Source organism: Micromonospora sp. MP36, assembly GCF_008119785.1.
In the GTDB taxonomy this organism is placed as follows: Bacteria; Actinomycetota; Actinomycetes; order Mycobacteriales; family Micromonosporaceae; genus Micromonospora.
In genome coordinates, this window is record NZ_VSFA01000075.1 from 1 (window position 1) to 21,965 (window position 21,965).

The 21,965-nt window shown below is 75.8% G+C and carries 17 protein-coding genes; 14 read left to right on the forward strand and 3 right to left on the reverse strand.

Annotated elements, in window-relative coordinates; translation table 11 throughout:
- On the reverse strand, window positions 1–991 hold a 991-nt coding region (locus FXF52_RS30675; RefSeq protein WP_148802018.1), incomplete at its 3' end, for a hypothetical protein.
- A 3-nt stretch (window positions 992–994) separates the two neighbouring features.
- Between FXF52_RS30675 and FXF52_RS43425 the strand changes: the two genes are divergently transcribed.
- Complete coding sequence (locus FXF52_RS43425) at window positions 995–2,068, forward strand: Replicase polyprotein 1ab (protein WP_255472511.1); 1,074 nt, start codon at window positions 995–997, stop codon at window positions 2,066–2,068.
- A complete protein-coding gene (locus FXF52_RS30685) occupies window positions 2,065–3,084 on the forward strand; it encodes an HAD-IIA family hydrolase (protein ID WP_148802020.1) in 1,020 nt (339 codons plus the stop codon). Before FXF52_RS43425 ends, FXF52_RS30685 begins: the two co-directional genes overlap by 4 nt.
- A gap of 43 nt (window positions 3,085–3,127) precedes the next feature.
- On the opposite strand, the gene FXF52_RS30690 is transcribed toward FXF52_RS30685, so the two are convergent.
- Window positions 3,128–3,463 (reverse strand): alkyl sulfatase C-terminal domain-containing protein, encoded by a 336-nt coding sequence (locus FXF52_RS30690; protein WP_148802022.1) that lies wholly within the window; start codon window positions 3,461–3,463, stop codon window positions 3,128–3,130.
- 112 nt (window positions 3,464–3,575) lie between these two features.
- On the opposite strand from FXF52_RS30690, the gene FXF52_RS30695 reads away from it, so the two are divergent.
- The 5 genes from FXF52_RS30695 (at window position 3,576) to FXF52_RS30715 (ending at window position 10,504) form a co-directional block, all read left to right on the forward strand.
- Window positions 3,576–4,109: a phasin family protein gene (locus FXF52_RS30695; RefSeq protein WP_148802024.1), complete on the forward strand. Its 534-nt coding sequence runs from the start codon at window positions 3,576–3,578 to the stop codon at window positions 4,107–4,109.
- Window positions 4,106–4,369: a hypothetical protein gene (locus FXF52_RS30700; RefSeq protein WP_148802026.1), complete on the forward strand. Its 264-nt coding sequence runs from the start codon at window positions 4,106–4,108 to the stop codon at window positions 4,367–4,369. The genes FXF52_RS30695 and FXF52_RS30700 overlap by 4 nt, the downstream gene beginning before the upstream one ends.
- A 22-nt stretch (window positions 4,370–4,391) precedes the next feature.
- Window positions 4,392–5,252 (forward strand): TlyA family RNA methyltransferase, encoded by an 861-nt coding sequence (locus tag FXF52_RS30705; protein WP_148802030.1) that lies wholly within the window; start codon window positions 4,392–4,394, stop codon window positions 5,250–5,252.
- Window positions 5,249–6,133, forward strand: coding sequence for an NAD kinase (locus FXF52_RS30710; protein WP_148802032.1), 885 nt, complete (start codon window positions 5,249–5,251; stop codon window positions 6,131–6,133). The genes FXF52_RS30705 and FXF52_RS30710 overlap by 4 nt, the downstream gene beginning before the upstream one ends.
- Before the next feature lie 630 nt (window positions 6,134–6,763).
- Window positions 6,764–10,504, forward strand: coding sequence for a S8 family serine peptidase (locus FXF52_RS30715; RefSeq protein ID WP_148802033.1), 3,741 nt, complete (start codon window positions 6,764–6,766; stop codon window positions 10,502–10,504).
- A 120-nt stretch (window positions 10,505–10,624) separates the two neighbouring features.
- Here the strand turns inward: FXF52_RS30715 and FXF52_RS30720 are convergent, their stop codons facing one another.
- A complete protein-coding gene (locus FXF52_RS30720; protein WP_148802035.1) occupies window positions 10,625–11,611 on the reverse strand; it encodes a helix-turn-helix domain-containing protein in 987 nt (328 codons plus the stop codon).
- Between the two features lie 90 nt (window positions 11,612–11,701).
- On the opposite strand from FXF52_RS30720, the gene recN reads away from it, so the two are divergent.
- The 7 genes from recN (at window position 11,702) to FXF52_RS30755 (ending at window position 21,902) form a co-directional block, all read left to right on the forward strand.
- Window positions 11,702–13,459 (forward strand): DNA repair protein RecN, encoded by a 1,758-nt coding sequence (gene recN / locus FXF52_RS30725; RefSeq protein WP_148802037.1) that lies wholly within the window; start codon window positions 11,702–11,704, stop codon window positions 13,457–13,459.
- A 118-nt stretch (window positions 13,460–13,577) separates the two neighbouring features.
- Window positions 13,578–14,756: a putative cytokinetic ring protein SteA gene (gene steA, locus FXF52_RS30730; RefSeq protein ID WP_148802038.1), complete on the forward strand. Its 1,179-nt coding sequence runs from the start codon at window positions 13,578–13,580 to the stop codon at window positions 14,754–14,756.
- A 29-nt stretch (window positions 14,757–14,785) separates the two neighbouring features.
- Window positions 14,786–15,727, forward strand: coding sequence for a copper transporter (locus tag FXF52_RS30735; protein ID WP_148802040.1), 942 nt, complete (start codon window positions 14,786–14,788; stop codon window positions 15,725–15,727).
- A 59-nt stretch (window positions 15,728–15,786) separates the two neighbouring features.
- Entirely contained in the window at window positions 15,787–16,650 is an 864-nt protein-coding gene (locus FXF52_RS30740) for a hypothetical protein (protein ID WP_148802042.1), read from the forward strand.
- 1 nt (window position 16,651) lies between these two features.
- A complete protein-coding gene (gene murJ, locus FXF52_RS30745) occupies window positions 16,652–18,325 on the forward strand; it encodes a murein biosynthesis integral membrane protein MurJ (RefSeq protein ID WP_148802044.1) in 1,674 nt (557 codons plus the stop codon).
- 116 nt (window positions 18,326–18,441) lie between these two features.
- A complete protein-coding gene (locus FXF52_RS30750; protein WP_148802046.1) occupies window positions 18,442–19,575 on the forward strand; it encodes a glycosyltransferase family 4 protein in 1,134 nt (377 codons plus the stop codon).
- Window positions 19,575–21,902, forward strand: coding sequence for a hypothetical protein (locus tag FXF52_RS30755; protein ID WP_148802048.1), 2,328 nt, complete (start codon window positions 19,575–19,577; stop codon window positions 21,900–21,902). Before FXF52_RS30750 ends, FXF52_RS30755 begins: the two co-directional genes overlap by 1 nt.
- Window positions 21,903–21,965 lie beyond the last annotated feature (63 nt).

Here is a 21,965-nt window from a genome sequence, read left to right on the forward strand (position 1 = left end):
TGAGGGCGGTTTCCGTGGCGGTGATCGTCGTGAGGGCGGTTTCCGTGGTGGCGACCGTGAGGGTGGCTTGCGCGGCGGTGATCGTCGTGAGGGTGGCTTCCGTGGTGGCGACCGCGAGAGCGGCTTCCGTGGTGGGGACCGTCGCGAGGGTTTCCGCGGTGGCGAGCGCCGCGAGGGCGGCTTCCGCAGTGGCGACCGTGAGGGCGGCTTCCGCGGCGGTGAACGCCGCGAGGGTTTCCGCGGTGGTGACCGCCGTGAGGGCGGTTTCCGTGGCGGTGACCGTCGCGAGGGTGGCTTCGGCGGTGAGCGTCGTGAGGGCGGTTTCCGTGGTGGCGAGCGTCGCGAGGGTTTCCGCGGTGGCGAGCGCCGCGAGGGCGGCTTCGGCGGTGAGCGCCGCGAGGGTGGTTTCCGTGGTGGCGAGCGCCGTGAGGGTTTCGCCGGCGGTGAGCGCCGTGAGGGCTTCCGCCGCGACGACCGCGCAGGCGGCTTCCGCGGCGGCGACCGCCGTGAGGGCGGCTTCCGCGGCGGCGACCGCGAGGGTGGTTTCCGTGGTGGCGAGCGCCGTGAGGGTTTCGCCGGCGGTGAGCGCCGTGAGGGCTTCCGCCGCGACGACCGCGCAGGCGGCTTCCGCGGCGGCGACCGCGAGGGCGGTTTCCGTGGTGGCGAGCGCCGCGAGGGTGGCTTCGGCGGTGAGCGCCGTGAGGGCTTCCGCCGTGACGAGCGGCCCGGGGGCTTCCGTCGCGAGGAGCGCGAGGGTGGCTTCCGCGGCGGGCGGGAGCGTACCGAGCGGGACGGGGAGCGCCGGGGCTACGGCCGGGACGACCGCCGGCCCGAGGGTGCGTACCGCGAGCGGCAGGACGAGCGCGCCGAGGGGCGTACGGGTGAGGCGCCGGCGCTGCCGGACGAGGTGGTCGCCAGCGACCTCGACCCGACCGTTCGGGCCGAGCTGCTGTCGCTGGCCAAGCCGGTGGCGGAGACCGTCGCCCGGCATCTCGTGGCGACCGGCCTGCTGATCGACGACAACCCGGTGGAGGCGCTGGCGCACGCCATGGCGGCCCGCCGGCTCGCCTCGCGGATCGCGGCGGTGCGGGAGGCGGTCGGGCTGGCCGCGTACCACGCCGGGGAGTGGCAGACCGCCATCGCGGAGCTGCGCACGTACCACCGGATGACCGGGCTGCAGAGCCACCTGGCGGTGCTGGCCGACTGCGAGCGGGCGCTGGGTCGCCCGGAGCGGGCGATCGACCTGTTCCGCGGCGCGGACCGGGAGAAGCTCGACCAGGCTGTCGCGATCGAGCTGCTGATCGTGGCCGCCGGGGCGCGGGGTGACCTGGGGCAGAAGGACGCCGCCGTGGCGATGCTCCAGGTGCGCGAGCTGACCAGCGACTCGACCGAGCCGTGGGCCGCGCGGTTGCGCTACGCCTACGCGGACGCGCTGCTCGCGGTGGGCCGGCGCGAGGAGGCGCGGGAGTGGTTCTCCCGGGCCGCGGACGTGGACGCCGAGGGCGAGACCGACGCCGCGGAGCGGCTGCTGGAGCTCGACGGCGTCATCATCGAGGGTGACGACGAGGACGACGAGGAGCTCGCGGCCGGACCGGGCGCCCCGGGTGCCGTGCCGGCCCGGCCGGACGCCGACCTCACCCGCGAGTCCGCGGGCGGGGACGCCGACGAGCTGCTCGACCGCCGGGCCGACGACGCGGACGACCTCGACGAGGACGACGACCTCGACGGTGACGCCGACGAGGACACCGACGACGAGGGCGACCTGGACGACGACGAGGACGACGAGGGCGACCTGGACGACGACGTGGACGGCGACGCGCGCCTGCGTGGCCAGGACCGCTCCGCCGTGGACGTCGATGACCGGGACGTCCACGACGAGGCCGTCGGATACCGCGACCGCAACGCCGCCGACCTCGGCGACGACGAGCTGACCGACGCCACGGCGCGCTCGCTCGCCGACGACACCCGCGCGGCCACGGGCGGGAATGCCCCGGTGCAGGATCCGGCCGACGCCGGGCCCGGGGACCGTACCTCCGAGGTGGCCGGCGAGGAGGCGGACCGCCGGTGACGGCAGAGGCCGGGGAGCGGCTGGTCGACGGGTACGCCCTGGTCGTCTTCGACCTGGACGGGGTGATCTATCTGATCGACCGGCCGATCCCCGGCGCGGTCGAGGCGGTCGCCCGGCTGCACGCCGAGGGCCGGGCGGTCGCGTACGCGACGAACAACGCCTCGCGCCGCTCCAGCGAGGTGGCCGACCTGCTCACCGGCATGGGCGTGCCGGCCCGGCCGGAGGAGGTGCTCACCTCCGCGGCCGCGACCGCCGAGCTGCTGCACGACCGGCTGCCGGCCGGGGCGCCGGTGCTGGTGGTCGGGGCGGAGGCGCTGCGGGCCGAGCTGCGCGCCGTCGGCCTGCGCCCGGTGGCGACGGCCGACGAGGAGCCGGCCGCCGTGGCCCAGGGGTACAGCCCGAAGGTCGACTGGGTCGACCTGGCCGAGGCGTCCCTGGCGGTCCGGGCGGGCGCACCCTGGTACGCGACGAACACCGACCGGACGCTGCCCAGCGCGCGTGGTCCGCTGCCGGGCAACGGTGCCCTGGTGGCGGTGCTGCGCACCGCGCTCGGCCGGGGACCGGACGTGGTGGTCGGCAAGCCGGAACCGGCGCTGTTCGCCACCGCGGCCCGACGGGCCGGCGCGGGACGGACCCTGGTGGTCGGCGACCGGCTGGACACCGACATCGAGGGCGCGCGCCGGGCCGGGCTGGACAGCCTGCTCGTGCTCACCGGCGTCAGCGGCCTGCCCGAGCTGCTGGCCGCCCCGGCGGAGCGCCGGCCGACGTACGTCTCGGTCGACCTGGCCGGGCTCTTCGACCCGGCGGCGGTGGTCCGGGTGCCAGGCGCGCCGGACGGCGGCGGCTGGTCGACGTCCGTGGCCGACGGCGGGCTGGTGCTGGACGGCGCGGGACGCCCGCTCGACGCGCTCGCCGCGCTCTGCGCGGTGGCCTGGTCGACGGGGGCCGGCCCGCGGGTGCGGCCGGTGTCCCCGGCGGCGGCGCAGGCCCTCGCCGCGCTGGGCCGGGCGGACTGACGAGCCCTCGCGGGGGCAGGGCGGCCGATCGGCGCCGCCCGGATCAGAGCAGCTTGCGGAGCTTCATCAGGTCGAACGGGTTCGCCTTGATGGACACCCGCCGGGCGGCGAGCGCCTTGGCGAGGTCGAGCTGGCCGTGCACCAGCGCCACCAGGTCGTCGCTGGTGGTGTTGAGCGCGATCTTCGCCTGCGGGTCGTCGCCGTCGACCAGGTCGACCAGCCGGCCGCCCTCCAGTCTGCCGTGGAACGCCGTATCCAGGTCAGTGATCCGGCAGGCCAGGGTGCGGTCCAGGTCGATCCGCTCCTGCGCCCCGGCGTGGCCGTTCAGCCGGGCAGCCAGCTCCTGCAACGCCTGCCGGCACTCGTCCACGCTGGCCACATCGTCTCCTCACCACGCCACGCCGTTCCCCCGGCACCGTACCGCAATGGGGCGTCCGGGGCGCCCGGTAGCGTGAACACCTGCACTACTCCGCCCGCGGAAGGACTCAGGCATGCAGGACGCGTGGCGCGCCTATCTCGAGCTGGCCATGGGCCTGACGGAGGCGCCCCGGAAGAAGGCCCAGGACGCCGTGCGACGCGTGGTCGGCCAGGGCGGCGCCACCGCCGCCCAGCTCCAGGCGCTCGCCGAGGAGCTGGTCTCCACCGGCATGGCGAACCGGGAGGCGTTGACCAAGCTGATCCGCTTCGAGGTGGACCGGGCGCTGGGCGCGGTCGGGCTGGCCACCGCCGACGAGGTCGCCGAGCTGACCCGCCGGGTGCACGAGCTGGAGCGGCAGCTGCGCGCGGCGAAGACGGCCCCGACCCCGGCCGAGCCGACCGCCGCGGCTCCCGTCTCCGCTCCGCCGGACCGCCCGGCGCCCACGCCCACGAAGGCGGTGGCGAAGAAGGCCGTGGCGAAGAAGGCGGTGGCGAAGAAGGCGATCGCCAAGAAGCCGGCCGCGACCGTGGCGCGTACCGAGGAGTCGCCGGCCAGGCCGGCGAAGAAGGCGGCCGGCCGCAAGCAGACCGGCGGTGCCGGGTCGTGAGCGCCCCGTACCGCCCCGGTCCGCCGCCCGGCCCGCGTCCCGGTCCGCCGCCCGGGGGACCCCGCCCCGGGCCACCCCCGGGAGCACGGCCGGCGCCCGCCCCCGCCGAGGACGTCGGGGACGCCCGGCACCCGGCGGTGGACGCCGCGGTGCACGCCATGATCAACGCCGAGGCGCTCTCCCCGGCGGACCAGATCGCCCAGTACGAGGCGGCGTACGAGACGCTGCGCGAGACCCTGGCCAGCATCGACCAGGCCTGACAGAGGCGGAGAAGAACCACCCATGGCACGTCGTACCCGGCTGGATGCCGAACTCGTCCGCCGCGGCCTGGCCCGCTCCCGCGAGCAGGCCGCCGCGCTGGTGGAGGCCGGCCGCGTCCAGCTGCGGGGGGTGCCGGCCCGCAAGCCCGCCGCGATGGTCGACCCCGCCGACCCGCTGCTGGTCACCGGCGCGGACCCCACCTTGGAGTACGTCTCCCGGGGCGGCCACAAGCTGGCCGGGGCGCTCGCCGCGTTCGCACCGGGCGGGCTGACCGTGGCCGACCGGCGCTGCCTGGACGCCGGCGCCTCGACCGGCGGTTTCACCGACGTGCTGCTGCGCGCGGGCGCCGCCGAGGTGGTGGCGGTCGACGTCGGGTACGGGCAGCTGGCCTGGTCGCTGCGGAACGACGCCCGGGTGCGCGTGTTCGAGCGCACCAACGTCCGTACGCTCACCCCGGAGGTCATCGGCGGCGAGGTCGACCTGACCGTGGCCGACCTGTCGTTCATCAGCCTGCGGCTGGTGCTGCCGGCGTTGGCCGGCTGCACGAGGTCGGACGGCGACCTGGCGCTGATGGTCAAGCCGCAGTTCGAGGTCGGCAAGGAGCGGGTCGGCGCGGGCGGCGTGGTCCGCGACCCGGCGCTGCGGGCCGAGGCGGTGCTCGACGTGGCCGCCGCGGCGGCCACGCTCGGCCTTGGGCTGGCCGACGTGGCGGCGAGCCCGCTGCCGGGGCCGAGCGGCAACGTCGAGTTCTTCGTATGGTTACGCCGGGACGCGCCCGCCGCGGACCCCGAGCGGGTACGCGCGGTGGTGGCCGCCGGCCCGCAGGGATTCCCGTCTCCGGCCGACCCGCCGGAGTCCACGACCGAGGAGGTTCCCGGGTGAGCCGGACCGCTCTGCTGGTGACGCACACCGGGCGTCGGCGCAGCACCGAGCACGCCCGGGCGGTGGCGGCGGACCTCATCGCGGCCGGCTTCGAGGTGCGGGTGGTGGCCGAGGAGGCCGACGACGTGGACCTGCCCGGCGTGGTGCCGGTGACCGGCCCGGAGGCCGCCGAGGGTGCCGAGATCGTCTTCGCGCTGGGCGGGGACGGCACGTTCCTGCGCGCCGCCGAGCTGGCCCGCCCGGCGAAGGCGCCGCTGCTCGGCATCAATCTCGGCAAGGTCGGCTTCCTCGCCGAGGCGGAGATCGACGATCTGGACAGCGCGGTACGCGACGTGGTCGGGCGCAACTACACCGTGGACGAACGGCTCACCCTGGACGTGACCGCGGAGTTCCAGGGTGGCCCGACCATCGAATCGTGGGCGCTGAACGAGATCAGCGTGGAGAAGGGCGAGCGGGCCCAGATGCTGGAGCTGCTCGTCGACGTGGACGGCCGGCCGCTGTCCCGGTACGGCTGCGACGGCGTCGTCTGCGCCACCCCGACCGGCTCCACCGCGTACGCGTTCTCCGGTGGCGGGCCGGTGGTCTGGCCGGAGGTGGAGGCGCTGCTGCTGGTGCCGATCAGCGCGCACGCGCTGTTCAGCCGCCCGCTGGTGACCGCGCCGACGTCCACTTTCGCGATCACGGTGGACCCGTTCACCACCCTCGCGGTGCTCAGCTGCGACGGGCGGCGGGTGTACGACCTGCCCCCGGGGGCCCGGGTCACCGTGCGCCGGGGTGCGCTGCCGGTGCGGATCGTCCGGCTCAAGGCGCGGCCGTTCACCGACCGGCTGGTCGCGAAGTTCGACCTGCCGGTGCAGGGCTGGCGGGGCAGCCGCCGCTGAGGTGCGGCTCAGCGGCCGGGGTGGGATCGAGCACGCGGCGCCGGATGGTCGGGGACCCGTACCGCGTGGATAGACGGGTTACGGTAGGAGTCTCCCCTGGCGGCGGTGTGCCGTCGCCGGGGCCGGCAGCGACCGTCCGAGCCGACGGTCATCGGGGCGTACGGGCTGCGCTGAGGTGGAGTCCGGGCGGGGCGGTGAGGCCCGTGTCCGCCCGGACGCGCGGTCCGGCGGCCGTGGGCCTGGCCAGGGGGTGGTCGGGACCGCGGCGGTCGGGGTGTCGGAGGAGTCGCGGCCGGCCGCGGCGGGCGGACCGGTGAGCCGGGCCCGGTCGGGTGTCGACCCCGGCCAGGCCGATGGATCGGCGAGCCGTCGCCGGAGGAAGCGACGGCTCACCAGCCGAGCGGCGAAGCGCTCGTCTGGCACCCCGACCATCAGCCCGTACCGTTTCCGGTCGCCGCCGGTCGGCAACCCGCCGGACATCCGGCGGTCCGATCCCGGCCGGCCGGTGTCCACCTGGCGACATGTCGCCGATGCGGCAGGCCGCGGCTAGTGACCTTCGGATGATCTCCGTCGCAGACTCCGAGCGGTCGGTCTCGTGGGACCGACCCTCGGAGTAGAGGAGCTCATGGCATGCACTGGCCCCCACGCTGGCTCGCCGCCGGCGCGGTCGGCGCGCTGGTGGTCGGGTTCGCCGCACCGGCGTCCGCCGAACCGCCCGCCCGACCGGTCGCCCCGGCACCGGCCGCGTCCATTCCGGGCGCCGCGCCCGTCCGCATCACCCTCATCACCGGTGACCGGGTCGAGCTGGCCCAGGCCGCGCCCGGCCGGGTCGCCGCCACCGTCCACCCCGGCCCCGGCCGCGAGCGGATCACCTTCCAGACCGTGTCGGCCGATGGCGGGCTGCGCGTCCTGCCCAGCGACGTCGTGCCGTACGTCTCCGCCGGGGTGCTCGACGCCGACCTGTTCGACGTGCAGGAGCTGGTCGCCGAGGGGTACGGCGACGCCGCGCAGGGCGCACTGCCGCTGATCGTCCGCTACCAGGAGCCGGCCGCCGGCCGGCTCCGATTGCTGGCCGGGGCCACCGCCGCCCGGCCGCTCGAGAGCATCAACGGCGCGGCCCTGCGGGTGGCCAAGGGTGACCTCGGCAAGTTGTGGAGCACGCTGAGCGACGCGCCGGCCGCGTGGACCGCGGCGACCGGGCCGGTCCGGCTCGGCGCCGGCATCGCCCGCGTCTGGCTGGACGGGCGGGTCCACCCGGCGCTGGAGCACAGCGTGCCGCAGATCGGGGCCCCCGCTGCCTGGGCAGCCGGCCGGGACGGCACCGGCGTTCGGGTCGCGGTCCTCGACACCGGAGTCGACGCCACCCACCCCGACCTGGCCGGCCGGATCGCCGAGGCGCAGGACTTCACCGGCGGCGGCAGCGCCCGCGACGGGCACGGCCACGGCACCCACGTGGCGGCCACCATCGCCGGCAGCGGCGCCGCGTCCGACGGGCTGCGCAAGGGCGTCGCGCCCGGCGCGAAGCTGCTCGTCGGCAAGGTGCTCGACGACGGTGGCAGCGGCTACGACTCGGGGATCATCGCGGGCATGGAGTGGGCCGCCCACTCCGGCGCGAAGGTGGTCAGCATGAGCCTCGGCGGCCCGGCCACCGACGGCACCGACCCGATGAGCCAGGCGGTCAACGACCTCACCGCCGAGACCGGCGCGCTCTTCGTGATCGCCGCCGGGAACGAGGGCGCGGCGGGCACCGTCGGGACGCCCGGCGCGGCCGCCGCGGCGCTCACCGTCGGCGCGGTGGACCGCGACGACAACCTGGCCGACTTCTCCAGCCGTGGTCCGCGGCTGGGCGACAACGGCCTGAAGCCGGAGATCACCGCGCCGGGCGTGGGCATCGTCGCCGCCCGCGCCGTCGGCACCGCCATGGGTACGCCGGTGGACGCCGCGTACACGCGGGCGTCCGGGACGTCGATGGCGACCCCGCACGTCGCCGGCGCGGCGGCGATCCTCGCCCAGGAGCACCCGGACTGGACCGCCGGGAAGCTCAAGGACGCGCTGGTCAGCACGACGAAGGCGAACCCCGCGCTGACCGTCTTCGAGCAGGGCGGCGGCCGGGTGGACGTGGCCCGCGCGCTGAGCCAGCGGGTGTACGGCTCGGCCACCGCCGACTTCGGCCGGATCGCCACCGGCGGTGCGGCGGTGGAGCGGACCGTGACGTACACCAACGGCACCGTCGCGGCGCAGACCCTGCGGCTGGCGCTGGAGCTGCGCAACCTGGACACCGGTGCGACCGAGCCGGACGGGGTGTCACTCGACGGCACGGAGGTGACCGTGCCGGCCGGCGGCAGCGTGAACGTCCCGCTGCACGCCGATCCGGCGAAGCTGGACCGCGGGGTGTACGGCGGGTGGCTGGTGGCGACCGGTGCGGACGGTGTCGCGGTGCGGACCGCCGTCGGTCTGACCCTCAGCGGCCCGCTGCACTTCGTCACCTTCAAGGCGCTGGACCTGCAGGGGCAGCCGGGCGGGGCGCCGGTGGTGACCCTGTTCGGCGAGCACCAGGAGTCCGATCGGCTCGGCTTCCTCTTCACCGGGATGGAGTGGCGGGTGCAGGTCGAGGAGGGCCCGTACCTGGTGGAGGGGCTGATCGAGCACGGTGCCCCGCTGGACGAGCAGCTCACCCTGGTCACCGATCCCGAGCTGACCGTCGACCGGGACCTGACCGTGGTGCTCGACCCGCGCAAGGGCACCCCGGTGCGGATCGAGACGCCGAAGCCCACCGAGCAGCGGGACACGCTCAGCTTCTACGAGCACCGCGTCTTCGGGAACGGCCGGCAGGTCGACCACGGCGTGATGGCGTTCAGCACGGTCCAGCAGGTGAACGTCACGCCGACCCGGCCGGTGCGCCAGGGCGAGTTCGAGTTCGCCTCCCGTTGGCAGCTGGTCGCGCCCATGGTGGACGCCCAGGTCAGCAACGTCTCCGGTCCGCTGGACATCAACCTGCTGGGCCGGTCGCCGGCCCCGGCCGGCTGGCGGAAGCTGCCGCTGGTCTGGGCGGGCGACGGCACCGCCGCGGAGTTGGCCCGGGCTGGGGTCCGAGGTGCGGCCGCGTTGGTCGCCGGTAGCTACGACCGCGCCGAGGAGGACCAGATCGCCGACGCCACGGCGGCCGGTGCCGCGATGGTGCTCATCGTCAGGCCGGCGGACCGGAGCGCGTGGACGGTCTGGCGTCCGGACGGCGACCGGCTGCCGATCCCGTCGCTGGTGGTCGCGTACGACGACGGGCAGCCGATGATCGCGGCGGCGAAGGGCGGCCGCGCGACCCTGGACGTGACGCTGACCGTGGACAGCCCCTACCTGTACGACGTGTGGCAGGTGTCGAAGGGGCGGGTCCCGGACCGGATCGTGCACCGGGTGACCGCGGACAACACCGCCGAGGTGACCGCTCGCTACGCCGACACCGGCGGGTTCGACTGGGCCAGCGAGCAGCGGTTCGGGTGGCGCCCCTGGCAGGACTACTCCTGGAACGACGACCAGCGGATGGTGCGTACCGGCACCGTGCGGCAGGAGTTCGTCAGCGCCGGGGACTCCTGGTGGCAGCAGCGGGTGCTGCACCGGCTCCCCTGGTCCGACTGGGGCCCGCTGACCGGCGGGCTTGCCCGGCTGCCCCGGCGGTACGCTGCCGACGACCGGGTCACCGAGACGTGGCACGGCGCGGTGGTCCGGCCGGCCGTGCCGGCGGGCGGCGGGGTGCCGGTGCCCACGCGTACCGGCGACACCCTGAACCTGCGGGTGGCCGAGTTCGTCGACGCGGACGGCCACTACGGCCCGGCCCGGGTCAGCGAGGAGTGGGACAAGGTGCAGGCCCGGCTGAGCCGGGACGGGCAGCAGGTCGCCGACCTCTCCCGCGAGTGGGCACCGGTGCTGACCAGCCCGGGAGTGGCCCGTTACCGGCTGGACCTCAGCACCGAGCGGTCCTCGGAGGAGTGGCTCTGGGCCACGCGTACCGAGACGGCCTGGGAGTTCACCTCGGCCCGGCCGGCCGGGGACGCCGCCCAGCCGCTGCCGCTGCTGCAGGTGGACTACCAGGTCCCCGCCGACCTGCACGGTGAGGTGCCGGGTGGTCGGCCGCACCAGCTCGGGCTGACCGTGCGCCAGCCGGCCGGCGTGCCGGCGCCGGCCGGTGTCGGGGTGCGGGTCGAGGTGTCGTTCGACGGCGGGCGGAGCTGGACGACGGTGCCGGTACGCGGCTCGGGCACCCGGTTCACCGCCATGGTGCCGGCCGGGCACGGCACGGTGTCGCTGCGGGTGCACGCCGGTGACCGCGCCGGCAACAGCGTCGACCAGACCGTGCTCGACGCGTACGGCCTGCGCTGAGCCGACGTCCGCGCGGGTGAAACCCTTCGCCCGCGCGGACGTCACCCTCGGTCCGTCCGGGGTGCCCGCCAGGGGGTGGCGGGCGTCCCGGACGGCTGCGCGGCCGGTGGTGGGCGCGGGTCAGAGCCAACCGCGGCGGGCGGCCTGGTAGGCCAGACCCGGCCGGGTGTCGACCCCGGCCACGGTCATCAGGTCGGCCAGCCGTCGCTGCACGGTACGGCGGCTCACCCCCAGTTGGGACGCGATGGACTTGTCTGGCACCCCGGCCACGAAGAGCGAGAGCAGCCGGACCTCGTCGGCGTCCGGCCGGTAGCCGTCGACGGCCGGCGCGTCGGCCGGCGGGGCGCCCGAGCGCAGCGGCGTCGCGATCCGCCAGTAACTCTCGAAGAGGGCGAGCAGCGCGTCGAGCAGCTGGCTGCGGCCGATCACCGCGGCGCTCGGTTCGCCGCTCTCCCGCTCCGGCACCAGCGGGCAGATCGCCGTCCGGGCGTCCACGATGGCCAGCCGCACCGGCAGCCGGTCCAGCACCCGGGCCTGCTCGCCGGCGTGCACGCCCCGCTCGACGTCCTCCAGCCCGCCCGGTTCGAGGAGCATCTCCCGTTCGTAGATGGCCCGGTAGCGCACCCCGCGGGCCAGCGCGTCGAACTCCTCGACGTTGTCCTGGCCGGGCATGGCCAGTGGGTTGGCCCGGCAGAACCAGAGCACCTCGACCCGGGCGCCGTTTTGCGCGTCCCGCAGGCGCTCGCGGAGCACCCGCGCCCCGGTGATCACCTCCACCAGGTGGTCGGCGTCGTGCCGCCGCATCCCGGCGCGGTACTCCTCGGTCAGTTGGGTGACCGCCGCGCGGGCCGCCTCCAACGCCTCCTGTCGGCGCAGCAGCGCCTCGCCGAGCGGGACGTCGGGGGCCAGCGGCCGCAGCGGCGCGTCCGGCTCCGGCCCGGTCGGCAGCACCAGTCCCTTGCCGCGCAGGGCGTCGAGCTGCGCGACGACCTCCGCGCGCGGCCGCCGCAGCCGCTCGACGAGTTCGTCGACCCGGGCCGTGGTGAGCTGGACCAGGGCGCGGTAGAGCTCCTCCTCGCCCGGGTTCAGGCCGATCACGTCCAACACGGGGCAGAACTGTACGACGTCAGGTGCCATGCCCCGATGCGGCGTCGCCGGCTGGTCAACTGTCGGGGGCCGCGTCTACTGTCAGGTGCTGTGCTGGAAGAGCTGCGCATCACCGGACTGGGCGTCATCGAGGACACCACGCTGCCGTTGACCGGCGGGATGAACGTCATCACCGGCGAGACCGGTGCGGGCAAGACCATGGTGGTGACCGGCCTCGGCCTGCTCTTCGGCGGTCGGGCCGACGCGGGCCGGGTGCGCGCCCAACCGGGCCGCGCGGTGGTCGAGGGCCGGCTGCGCCTGCACGGCCGGGTGGCCGAGACGGTGCACGCCCGGATCACCGACGCCGGCGGCGAGCCCGACGAGGACGGTTCGCTGCTGCTGAGCCGTACGGTGACGGTGGAGGGTCGCTCCCGGGCGCACCTGGGCGGCCGGAGCATGCCGGTGTCGATGCTGGCCGAGGTCGGCGAGCAGGTGGTGGCCGTGCACGGCCAGTCCGACCAGCTCCGGCTGCTGCGCCCGGCCGAGCAGCGGGCCGCGCTGGACCGGTTCGCCGGGCCGGAGCACGAGAAGCTGCTCGACGCGCTGCGCGAGGCGTACACCCGGTGGCGGGCGGTGGTGGACGACCTGGCCGACCGGCGGCGCAACGCCCGCGAGCGCAACCAGGAGGCCGACCTGCTCCGCCTCGGCCTCGACGAGATCACCCGGGTGGACCCGCAGCCGGGCGAGGACGACGAGTTGAAGGCGGAGGCGCAGCGCCTGGAGCACGCCGAGGGGCTGCGGACGGCGGCGCAGCTCGCCCAGCAGTGCGTGGCCGGTGGCGTGGAGGCGACCGACGACACCCCCGACGCCACCGTGCTGCTGGGCACCGCCCGGCGCACCCTGGAGGCGCAGGCCGGCACCGACCCGGCCCTCGGCGAGCTGGCGGTCCGGCTGGAGGAGGCGGCCACCCTGGTCGCCGACGTCTCCGCGGAGCTGTCCGCCTACCTGGCCGGGCTGGACGCCGACCCGGCCCGCCTGCAGACCGTCTACGAGCGGCGGGCCGCGCTGCGCGGGCTGACCCGCAAGTACGCCGACGACGTCGACGGGGTGATCGCCTGGGCCGAGCGGGCCCGCACCCGACTGTCCGACCTGGACACCTCCGACGAGTTGCTGGACGAGCTGGAGAAGGAGTCGTCCCGGCTGGCCGGGGAGGTGGCCGAGCTGGCCGGGCGGGTCGCCACCTCGCGTCAGGAGGCGGCGGTCCGCTTCGCCGAGCAGGTCACCGTCGAGTTGGCCGGGCTGGCCATGCCGCACGCGCGGATCGAGGTGGCGGTGCTGCCGCGCCCGGCCGGACGGGCCGAGCCGAGCCTGTCGGTCAACGGGGTGGAGGCCGGCGTCGGGCCGGACGGCGCCGACGAGGTGGAGCTGCGCCTGCTGGCCCATCCGGGCGCGCCCGCGCTGCCGTTGCAGCGGGGCGCTTCCGGCGGTGAGCTGTCCCGGGTGATGCTCGCCATCGAGGTGGTCTTCGCCGGTTCCGGCGGCCCGCCCACCCTGGTCTTCGACGAGGTCGACGCGGGCGTGGGCGGCCAGGCGGCGGTGGAGATCGGCCGGCGGCTCGCTCGGCTGGCCCGCAGCCACCAGGTGCTGGTGGTCACCCACCTGCCGCAGGTCGCCGCGTTCGCCGACCGCCACCTCGTGGTGGCCAAGGACACCGGGGGAGCGGTGACCACCAGCGGGGTTCGTGTGGTGGAGGACACGGAGCGGGCCCGGGAGTTGGCCCGGATGCTGGCGGGTTTGCCCGATTCCGATCTGGGTATCGCTCATGCCGAGGAACTCCTGGCCGTGGCAGCCAAGGAAAGACGCCGGTGATGCCGGGATTGTGAGCGCAAGCACACCGGCCTGCGCTCCGGTGTGCTTCCCTGGGTAGGCGGCCCTGCTCAGGCATGTCGCGACAGCAATACCTGCCTCACATGCCAGGATGGTCACGATGCGTCTACCCACGTTGCGCCGGACCCGACACGCGGAACCGGGCTCAGTCCTCGGCACCGCGCGCCTCGACCGCCGGACGAAGCGGCTGGTCGGCCGGCTCCGGCCGGGGGACATCGCGGTCATCGACCACGTCGACCTGGACCGGGTGGCGGCCGACTCGCTGGTCGCCGTCGGGGTCGCCGCCGTGCTCAACGCCAAGCCCTCGGTCTCCGGTCGCTACCCGAACCTGGGCCCCGAGGTGCTGATCTCCGCCGGCATCCCGCTGCTGGACGACCTCGGCGAGAGCGTCTTCGAGCAGATCCGCGAGGGCGACCTGGTCCGGATCGAGGGGAACACGGTCTACGTCGGCGAGGAGCCGGTGGCGCACGGCGCCCTCCAGGACGCCGAGACGGTGGCCAAGTCGATGGCCGACGCCCGGGAGGGGCTGTCGGTGCAGTTGGAGGCGTTCGCCGCCAACACGATGGACTACCTCAAGCAGGAACGCGACCTGCTGCTCGACGGCGTCGGCGTACCGGACATCGAGACCCAGATCCAGGGCCGGCACTGCCTGATCGTGGTCCGGGGCTACGACTACAAGGCCGACCTGGACGTGCTGCGCCCCTACATCCGGGAGTTCAAGCCGGTGCTGATCGGCGTGGACGGCGGCGCCGACGCCCTGGTCGAGGCGGGCTACACCCCCGACATGATCATCGGTGACATGGACTCGGTCACCGACGACGTGCTGCGCTGCGGCGCCGAGGTGATTGTGCACGCCTACCCGGACGGCCGCGCGCCGGGCCTGGCCCGGGTGAACGGCCTCGGCGTGCCGGCGATCACCTTCCCGGCCGCGGCCACGAGCGAGGACCTGGCCATGCTGCTGGCCGACGAGAAGGGCGCCTCGCTGCTGGTGGCCGTCGGCACCCACGCCACCCTGGTGGAGTTCCTGGACAAGGGCCGGGGCGGCATGGCCTCGACCTTCCTGACCCGGTTGAAGGTGGGCGGCAAGCTGGTCGACGCCAAGGGGGTGAGCCGGCTCTACCGGCAGGGCATCTCCGGCTCCTCGCTGCTGCTGCTGGTCCTGTCGGCGGTGGCCGCGATGGCCTCCGCGGTGGCGGTCTCCACCGTCGGGAAGGCGTATTTGGGCGTGGTCTCCGAATGGTGGGACAATTTCGTGTTCCAGCTCGGCCAGCTCTTCTAGCTCCCCCGACCGATCAAGAGGCTGCAAGCGTGATCAACTTCCGCTACCACGTGGTGTCCCTGACCGCGGTGTTCCTGGCGCTGGCGATCGGCCTGGTGGTCGGCACCGCCGCGCTGAACGGGCCGGTCGCCGACTCGCTCAAGGAGAACGTCAACGCGCTGCGCAAGGACAACCAGCAGATGCGCCAGACGGTCAACAGCCTCCAGAAGGAACTGGACATGGAGGAGGAGTTCGCCGGCCAGACGGCACAGATCCTGCTCCCCGGCAAGCTGAACGGCCGCCGGGTGCTGGTCGTCGACCTGCCCAGCGGCCGGGACCACACCGACGGTGTGGTGAAGATGCTCCAGCTCGCCGGGGCCAACGTCACCGGCCGGATCGACATCCAGGACAAGTTCATCAACCCGGACAGCAACAACAGCCTGCTGGAGCTGGCCGTCACCGCCGCCCGTCCGGCCAGCGTGCCCACCGCCGGCCTGCCGGCCAACCTGCACGGCGTGGAGACCTCCAGCGCGCTGCTGGCCAGCGTCCTGCTCGACCGGCCGCAGGGCAGCCCGCCGGTCACCGACGCGGACCGCCGGGCGGTGCTGCAGGTGTACGCGACCGCCGGCTACCTCACCCCACAGGACAAGGTTTCCGGGGCGGCCGAGGCGGTGGTGCTGGTCAGCGGGCAGCCGTACGTCGACAAGGACTCGGCGAAGAAGGACGAGTCGGTGGTGAAGATGGCCGAGCAGTTCGACAAGAACAGCGCGGTCGTGGTCGGCGGCATGGGCGCGGCCGGGGGAAACGTGGTCGCCGTGGTCCGCGGCGACCCGGTGCTGTCGCAGAACATCTCGACGGTCGACAACGCCAACACCGTGCAGGGTCAGGTCGTCACCGCGCTCGCCATGGTGCAGCAGTTGACGGAAAAGAAGGCCGGCCAGTACGGCGTCGGTGACAACGCCGCGGCGCTGCTGCCTAAACTGCCGCAGTGAGCGGGGCGGGTGTCCGCTCTGCACCGCGTCGCGTTGGGTATCCGGATCGGAGGGGTCGCGTGAGACTGGGTCGGCTGCTGGCCGTCGGCGCGGGGGCGGTCGCCGCCCGCTACGTGCTGCGGGAGGTGCGTACCTCCCCGGGCGCGCCGGCGCTCGAACGCACCAACTTCCGCGGCCGCACGGTCACCCTGGCGGCCGGCCCGGCCCTGGCGGTCGGGGCCGCCACCGCGGGCGCGCTCGGCGCGGGCAGCGCCCCCGCCGGCGCCGCCGCCCTGGTCGCCGGGGTGGGTGCCGGCACGGTCGGGCTGTACGACGACATCGTCGGCGCGCGCCCCGAGCAGAAGGCGGCCAAGGGCTTCGCCGGGCACCTCGCCGCGCTGCGCGAGGGCCGGGTCACCGCCGGACTCGTCAAGATCATCGGGGTGGGGGCGGCCGGTCTCGGCGCGGCCGCGCTGCTCGCCGCCGACCGCCGGGTCGCCGCCCATCCCCGCCGGCAGCGCGCCGGCGCCTTCGGCCGCGGGCTCGACGTGCTGCTCGGCGCCGGCGTCGTGGCCGGCACCGCCAACCTGGTCAACCTGCTCGACCTGCGCCCCGGCCGGGCGCTGAAGTCGGGGATGCTGCTCGGCACGCCGCTGGCCACCGGCCCGTACGGCGGCATTGCCGCGGGCGCGGTCGGCGCCGCCGCCGGGCTGATCCGGGAGGACCTCGACGAGCGGGTGATGCTGGGCGACAGCGGCGCGAACGCGCTCGGCGCGCTGCTCGGGGTGAGCCTGGCCGCGCGTACCGGGCCGCTGGGCCGGGCCGGTGTGCTCGCCGTGCTCGCCGCCCTCACCGCCGCCAGCGAGAAGGTCAGCTTCACGCAGGTGATCCAGCGGACCCCGGGGCTGCGGGAACTGGACGCGCTGGGCCGGCTCGACGCCTGACGTGACGAAACCGGCACCCCTCGCCGGCGCCGGCCGGGTGGCCGGGGCGGCCGCACTCATCGCCGTCCTCACCGTGGTCAGCCGGCTCGCCGGCTTCGGCCGGACCGCCGTCTTCACCTGGGTTGTCGAGCGCAGCGACCTCGGCGGCATGTACGTGATCGCCAACACGGTCCCGAACATCATCTTCGAGATCGTCGCCGGCGGTGCCCTCGCCAGCCTCGTCGTGCCGCTGCTGGCCCGACCGGTCGAGGCGGGCGACCGCCGCGAGGTGGCTGCCATCACCGGAGCCCTGTTGACCTGGACGCTGACCCTCCTCGTGCCGCTCGCCATCCTGGTCGCACTGCTGGCCGGACCGATTGTCGGGCTGCTCAGCGAGGGCCGCTCACCGGCCGAGCTGGCTGCGGGTGCTCGGATGCTGCAGGTCTTCGCCCCGCAGCTGCCGCTCTACGGCGTCGGCATCGTGCTGACCGGGGTGCTCCAGGCACACCGCCGGTTCGCCTGGCCGGTGATCGCCCCGCTGCTGTCCAGCGTCACGGTCATCCTCGCCTACGTCGCCTTCGGCCTCGTCGAAGGGCGGGACGTCAGCGTGGCCCGGGTCAGCCGTGCCGGCGAGCTGATCTTGTCGGGGGGCACCACCATCGGGGTGGTGGTGCTGTCGCTGTCGCTGCTGGTGCCGCTGAGTCGGCTGGGGCTGCGGCTACGACCCGGGTACGCCTTTCCGGCCGAGGCCCGGATGAAGGTCGGCGGGCTGGCAGTGGCGGGCGCGGTGGCGGTGACCGCCCAGCAACTGGCCCTGGCGGTGATTCTGAAGCGGGTTTCCGGCGGCCCGGTCGGTTCCCCCCAGGTCTACAACCTGGCGCAGACGATGTACCTGCTGCCGTGGTCGGTCCTGGCCGTGCCGCTGGCGGTGGCGGCCTACCCAACTCTCGCTGCTGCCGCCGTCGGCGGGGACGATGCGGGATACCGGAAGACGTTGGCATCCGCCACGCGAGGCGTGTTGTTGTTCACCTGTCTGGGGGCGGCGGCTCTGGTTGGCACCGCCGAGGCGGTGGGCCATTTCTTCCCGCTCGGGGCTGGGCAGACGGCGGCGGCCATCGTCGGCTTCGCGCCCGGTCTGATCGGCTACGGGCTTTTCGCGATCCTCTCGCGGGCACTCTACGCGCGCGGCGCGACCCGGTCGGCCACCGCCGCGATCACGATCGGCTGGCTGGCCGTCCCGGTGGCGGCCGTGCCGCTGTCGGCCGTGCTGCACCAAAGCGACCGGGTGCTGGCGGTGACCCTGGCCAACTCGGTCGGGATGCTGCTCCTCGGCGGCCTGCTGCTCGCCGCCGTGGCCCGCTCCGCCGGCCGGGCCGCCCTCGCCGGCGTCGGCCGGGCCGGGGCCGCCGGCCTGCTCGCCGCCGCGGTCGCCGGGCTCGGCGGGGCGGCCACCGCCCGCTGGCTCGCCAGCCTCGTGACCCCGACGACACCCGCGGCGCTCGTGCAGGGCATGCTGTCCGGGGTCGTGGTCGGCGCCGTGTTCCTCGCCGTAGCCTGGCTGACCGACGCGCGGGACGTGCGGCCGCTGCTCGCGGCCGTGACCCGTCGGTTCGGGCGACGCCGGCCGCCGGCCGACACGCCGGAGGAGCAACGCCCCCCGGAGCGGGGCGACGGGAAGGAGACTCTTACGCGGTGAGCGCGAGGAGTGAGCCGGGTCCGCGAGCCCCGCGGTCGCGAACGGAGGGCAGGCACGGTGCGCGCGAGGAGTGAGCCGGGTTTGCGAGCCCCGCAGTCGCGAACGGAGGCGAGGCGATGACGGACGCCTCGTCGGCGCCGCGGTGGCACGGCTCGGTGGCCCTGGTGCTCGCCTCCAGCACCGGCGGGGTCGGTCAGCACGTCCGCTCGGTGGCCCGCGGCCTGGCCGCCGTCGGCGCGTCCGTGCTGGTCTGCGGCCCGGCCGCCACGCAGGACCAGTTCGACTTCACCGGGGTGGGTGCCCGGTTCGCGCCGGTGGAGATCCCGGCCAGCCCCACGCCGGCCGACGCGCGGGCGGTCGCCGCGCTGCGTCAGGCGCTGTCCGGCGCCGAGGTCGACGTCGTGCACGCCCACGGGCTGCGGGCCGGCCTGGTCGCCGTCCTCGCCCGGCCGGCCGCCCCGGTGGTGGTCACCTGGCACAACGCCGTCCTCGCCGGTGGGCTGCGCGGCCGGCTGTCCCGGCTCGTCGAGCGGATCGTGGCCCGCTCCGCCCGGGTCGCCCTCGGCGCCTCCGCAGACCTGGTGGAGCGGGCCGCCGCCCTGGGCGCCGCCGACGCCCGGCTCGCCCCGGTCGCCGCGCCGACGCTGCCCCCGCCGCGCCGCCGCCGGGCCGCCGTCCGCGCCGAGTTCGGGGTCACCCCCGACCGTCCGCTGATCCTGTCGGTGGGCCGGCTGCACCCGCAGAAGCGGTACGACATCCTGGTGGACGCCGCCGCCCGGTGGCGGACCCGGAACCCGGCGCCGGTGGTGGTGATCGCCGGCAGCGGGCCCGCGTACCTCCAGCTCGCCGCGCGGATCTCGGCCGTCCGGGCCCCGGTGACCCTGCTCGGGCACCGCACCGACGTGGCCGACCTGCTCGCCGGCGCCGACCTGGCCGTGGTGACCAGCGACTGGGAGGCCCGCCAGTTGTTCGCCCAGGAGGCGTTGCGCGCCGGCGTACCGCTGGTGGCGACCGCCGTCGGTGGCCTGCCGGAGCTGGTCGGTGACGGCGCGGTGATGATCCCCGCGGGCGACGTCGACGCGGTGGACGCGGCGGTCCGCGCCCTGCTGGACGACGAGGCCGGGCGGGCCGACCTGGCCCGCCGGGGCGCCGCCCGGGCGGCGACCTGGCCGACCGAGGCGGACACGGTGGCCACCCTGGCCGCCCTCTACGCCGAACTGACGCCCGAGCCGTCGACGAGGACCCGGTGATGCTGCGTCGACTGACCCCGGTCCTGCTGACCCTGCTGGTGGTGGTGCTCGGCGTCACCGCGCTGGCCGCCCGGCCGCCGCACGGCAACCCCGGCCGCAGCGCCGACTTCGTGGTGCTGGCCGGGGCGGCCGGGCTGCGCTGGGACGACGTGGACCCGCAGACCACCCCCACGCTGTGGCGGATGGCGGAGCAGGGCTCGATCGGCTCCCTCTCGGTACGCTCCGCGCACCGGCCCACCTGCCCGGTCGACGGCTGGCTCACCCTCGGGGCGGGCAACTTCGCCGCCTGGAACGGCAGCCGCTCGGCGGCCGGCTGCCCGGCCACCGGGGTGACCGTCGAGCAGCCCGACGGCATCGGCGCCAACCTGCCCGACCAGGAGAGCGTCGTCGCGTACAACCAGGACAAGCTGACCTGGGGGGCCACCCCGGGCGCGCTGTCCGAGTCGGTGCGCTGCTCGGTGGCGGTCGGGCCGGGCGCCGCGGTGGCCGCCGCCCGCCCGTTCGGCCGGGTCGACCGGTACGAGCCGGTCCTGCCCGCCGATCCGGCGCAGCTGCTCGGCTCGTGCGTGCTGAGCATCGTCGACCTCGGCAGCGTCGACGGGGAGAACCCGGCGACCCGGGCCGCCCAGGCCCGGCAGGTGGACGCCCAGCTCGCCCGGGTGCTCGCCGCCCGGCCCGCCCGCTCGACGGTGCTGGTCGCCGGCGTCGGCGACACCGACCCGCCGTCCCGGCTGCACGTGGCCGTCGCCGACGGCCCGGGCTGGGAGCGGGGCTGGCTGACCTCGCCGAGCACCGGCCGGGAGGGCTACCTGCAACTGGTCGACCTGGCGCCGACCGCCCTCGTCGTACTGGGCCGGCCGGTGCCCGAGCGGCTCTTCCTCGGCCGGGCCGCCGTCTCGGTCGGCGACCGGCCGGACGACCTGCGTACCGCGATCGACGCGCCGGCCGACGCGGACCGCGAGGCCGCCGCGCAGCGCCGGGTCGCCGGCTGGTTCTTCGGCCTGCTCGCCGCCGCCCAGGTGGCCCTCGCCGTGGCGGTGCTGCCCCTGCTGCGCCGGGCCCGCCGGCACGCCGGCCCGCACGGACCCGAACCGGTGTCCCGGCGGGTGGTGGCGGCCGTGGAGCTGCTGCTGATCGCCGCCGCGCTCGCCGTGCCGGCCGCCCTGCTCGCCGACGCGGCGCCGTGGTGGCGGGGCGAGCACGCCGGGTGGTGGTTCGCCCTGGTGACCGCCCTGCTGATCGTCGGCGGCACGGCCGCCGTCCGGTTCAGTCCGGGGCACGACCGCACCCTCGGCCCGCTCGGCGCGGTGGCCGGCCTGGCCACCCTGGTGGTCGGGGTGGACGTGCTCACCGGCTCCCGGTTGCAGCTCAACGGCGTGGTCGGCTACTCGGCCCTGGAGGGCGGCCGGTACACCGGGCTCGGCACCGTCGGGCTCGGCGTGTTCATCGCCGGCTCGCTGCTGTGCGGGGGCTGGCTGGCGCAGCGGGTGCGCCGCGCCTGGCGCCCGATGGTGATGGTCGCGGTCGGCGGCGCCGCCGTGGTCATCGTGGGCAGCCCGTACCTGGGGGCGGACTCGATCGGCGCGATCGCGCTCACCGCCGGGGTGAGCGTCGCCGCCGCGATCTGCACCGGCGGCTGGCTGACGGTGAGCCGGCTGGCCTGGGCCACCATGGCCGGGCTGGCGCTCACCATCGGCTACGCGGTCGTGGACCTGCGCCGCCCGGCGGTCGAGCGGGGGAGCGTCGGCCGCTTCCTCGCCGCCCTCGGCGACGGCACCGGCGGGCTCACCGTGCACCGCTCCAGCGCCGCCAACCTGCAGACGCTGGTGGACAGCCCGCTCACCGTGCTGGCCCTGGCCGGCGCCGCGCTGGTCTGGCTGGCCCTGCTCCAGCCCTGGGGCGGCCTGATGCGGCTGTTCGGCATCTACCCGGCGGTCCGGGCGGCGATGGCCGGCACCGGCGTGGCCGCCGGCGTCGGCGGGCTGCTGGGCGGCTCGGCGCTGGACGTGGCCGGCGCGGCGGGCGCGCTGGTGGTGCCGATGGCGGCCCTGGCGGCCCTGCGGGTGCTCGACCACTCCACCGACCGCACCCAGCCCGGCACCGACCGGCCGGGTGACGAGAGCGGCACCTGGCTGGCCCGCCCCGGCGACGGCGACGGCGGTCACCCGCCCCGATCCGCCGACCCGGGCGCCCGGCCGGCCGCCGACGCCGCCGGCCCGTCCGACGACTCGGGGCCGGACGACGGTACGGGGGCGCGGGCCCAGGCGCGCCCGGTCCGGGTGCCCGCCCCGGCCCGTCGGGCATCGACGGAGCTCCCCACGGCGTGAGCCGGACCCGGCTTCACGTGCGCCGACGCCGGGTGCGACACCGGTCCGGGCCGGGAAACGTGT

Coding starts and splice junctions, on each gene's coding strand:
- FXF52_RS30695 (WP_148802024.1), top strand. CDS start 3,576: ATGCAGGACGCGTGGCGCGCCTATCTCGAGCTGGCCATGGGCCTGACG.
- FXF52_RS30705 (WP_148802030.1), top strand. CDS start 4,392: ATGGCACGTCGTACCCGGCTGGATGCCGAACTCGTCCGCCGCGGCCTG.
- FXF52_RS30715 (WP_148802033.1), top strand. CDS start 6,764: ATGCACTGGCCCCCACGCTGGCTCGCCGCCGGCGCGGTCGGCGCGCTG.
- steA (WP_148802038.1), top strand. CDS start 13,578: ATGCGTCTACCCACGTTGCGCCGGACCCGACACGCGGAACCGGGCTCA.
- FXF52_RS30750 (WP_148802046.1), top strand. CDS start 18,442: ATGACGGACGCCTCGTCGGCGCCGCGGTGGCACGGCTCGGTGGCCCTG.
- FXF52_RS30755 (WP_148802048.1), top strand. CDS start 19,575: ATGCTGCGTCGACTGACCCCGGTCCTGCTGACCCTGCTGGTGGTGGTG.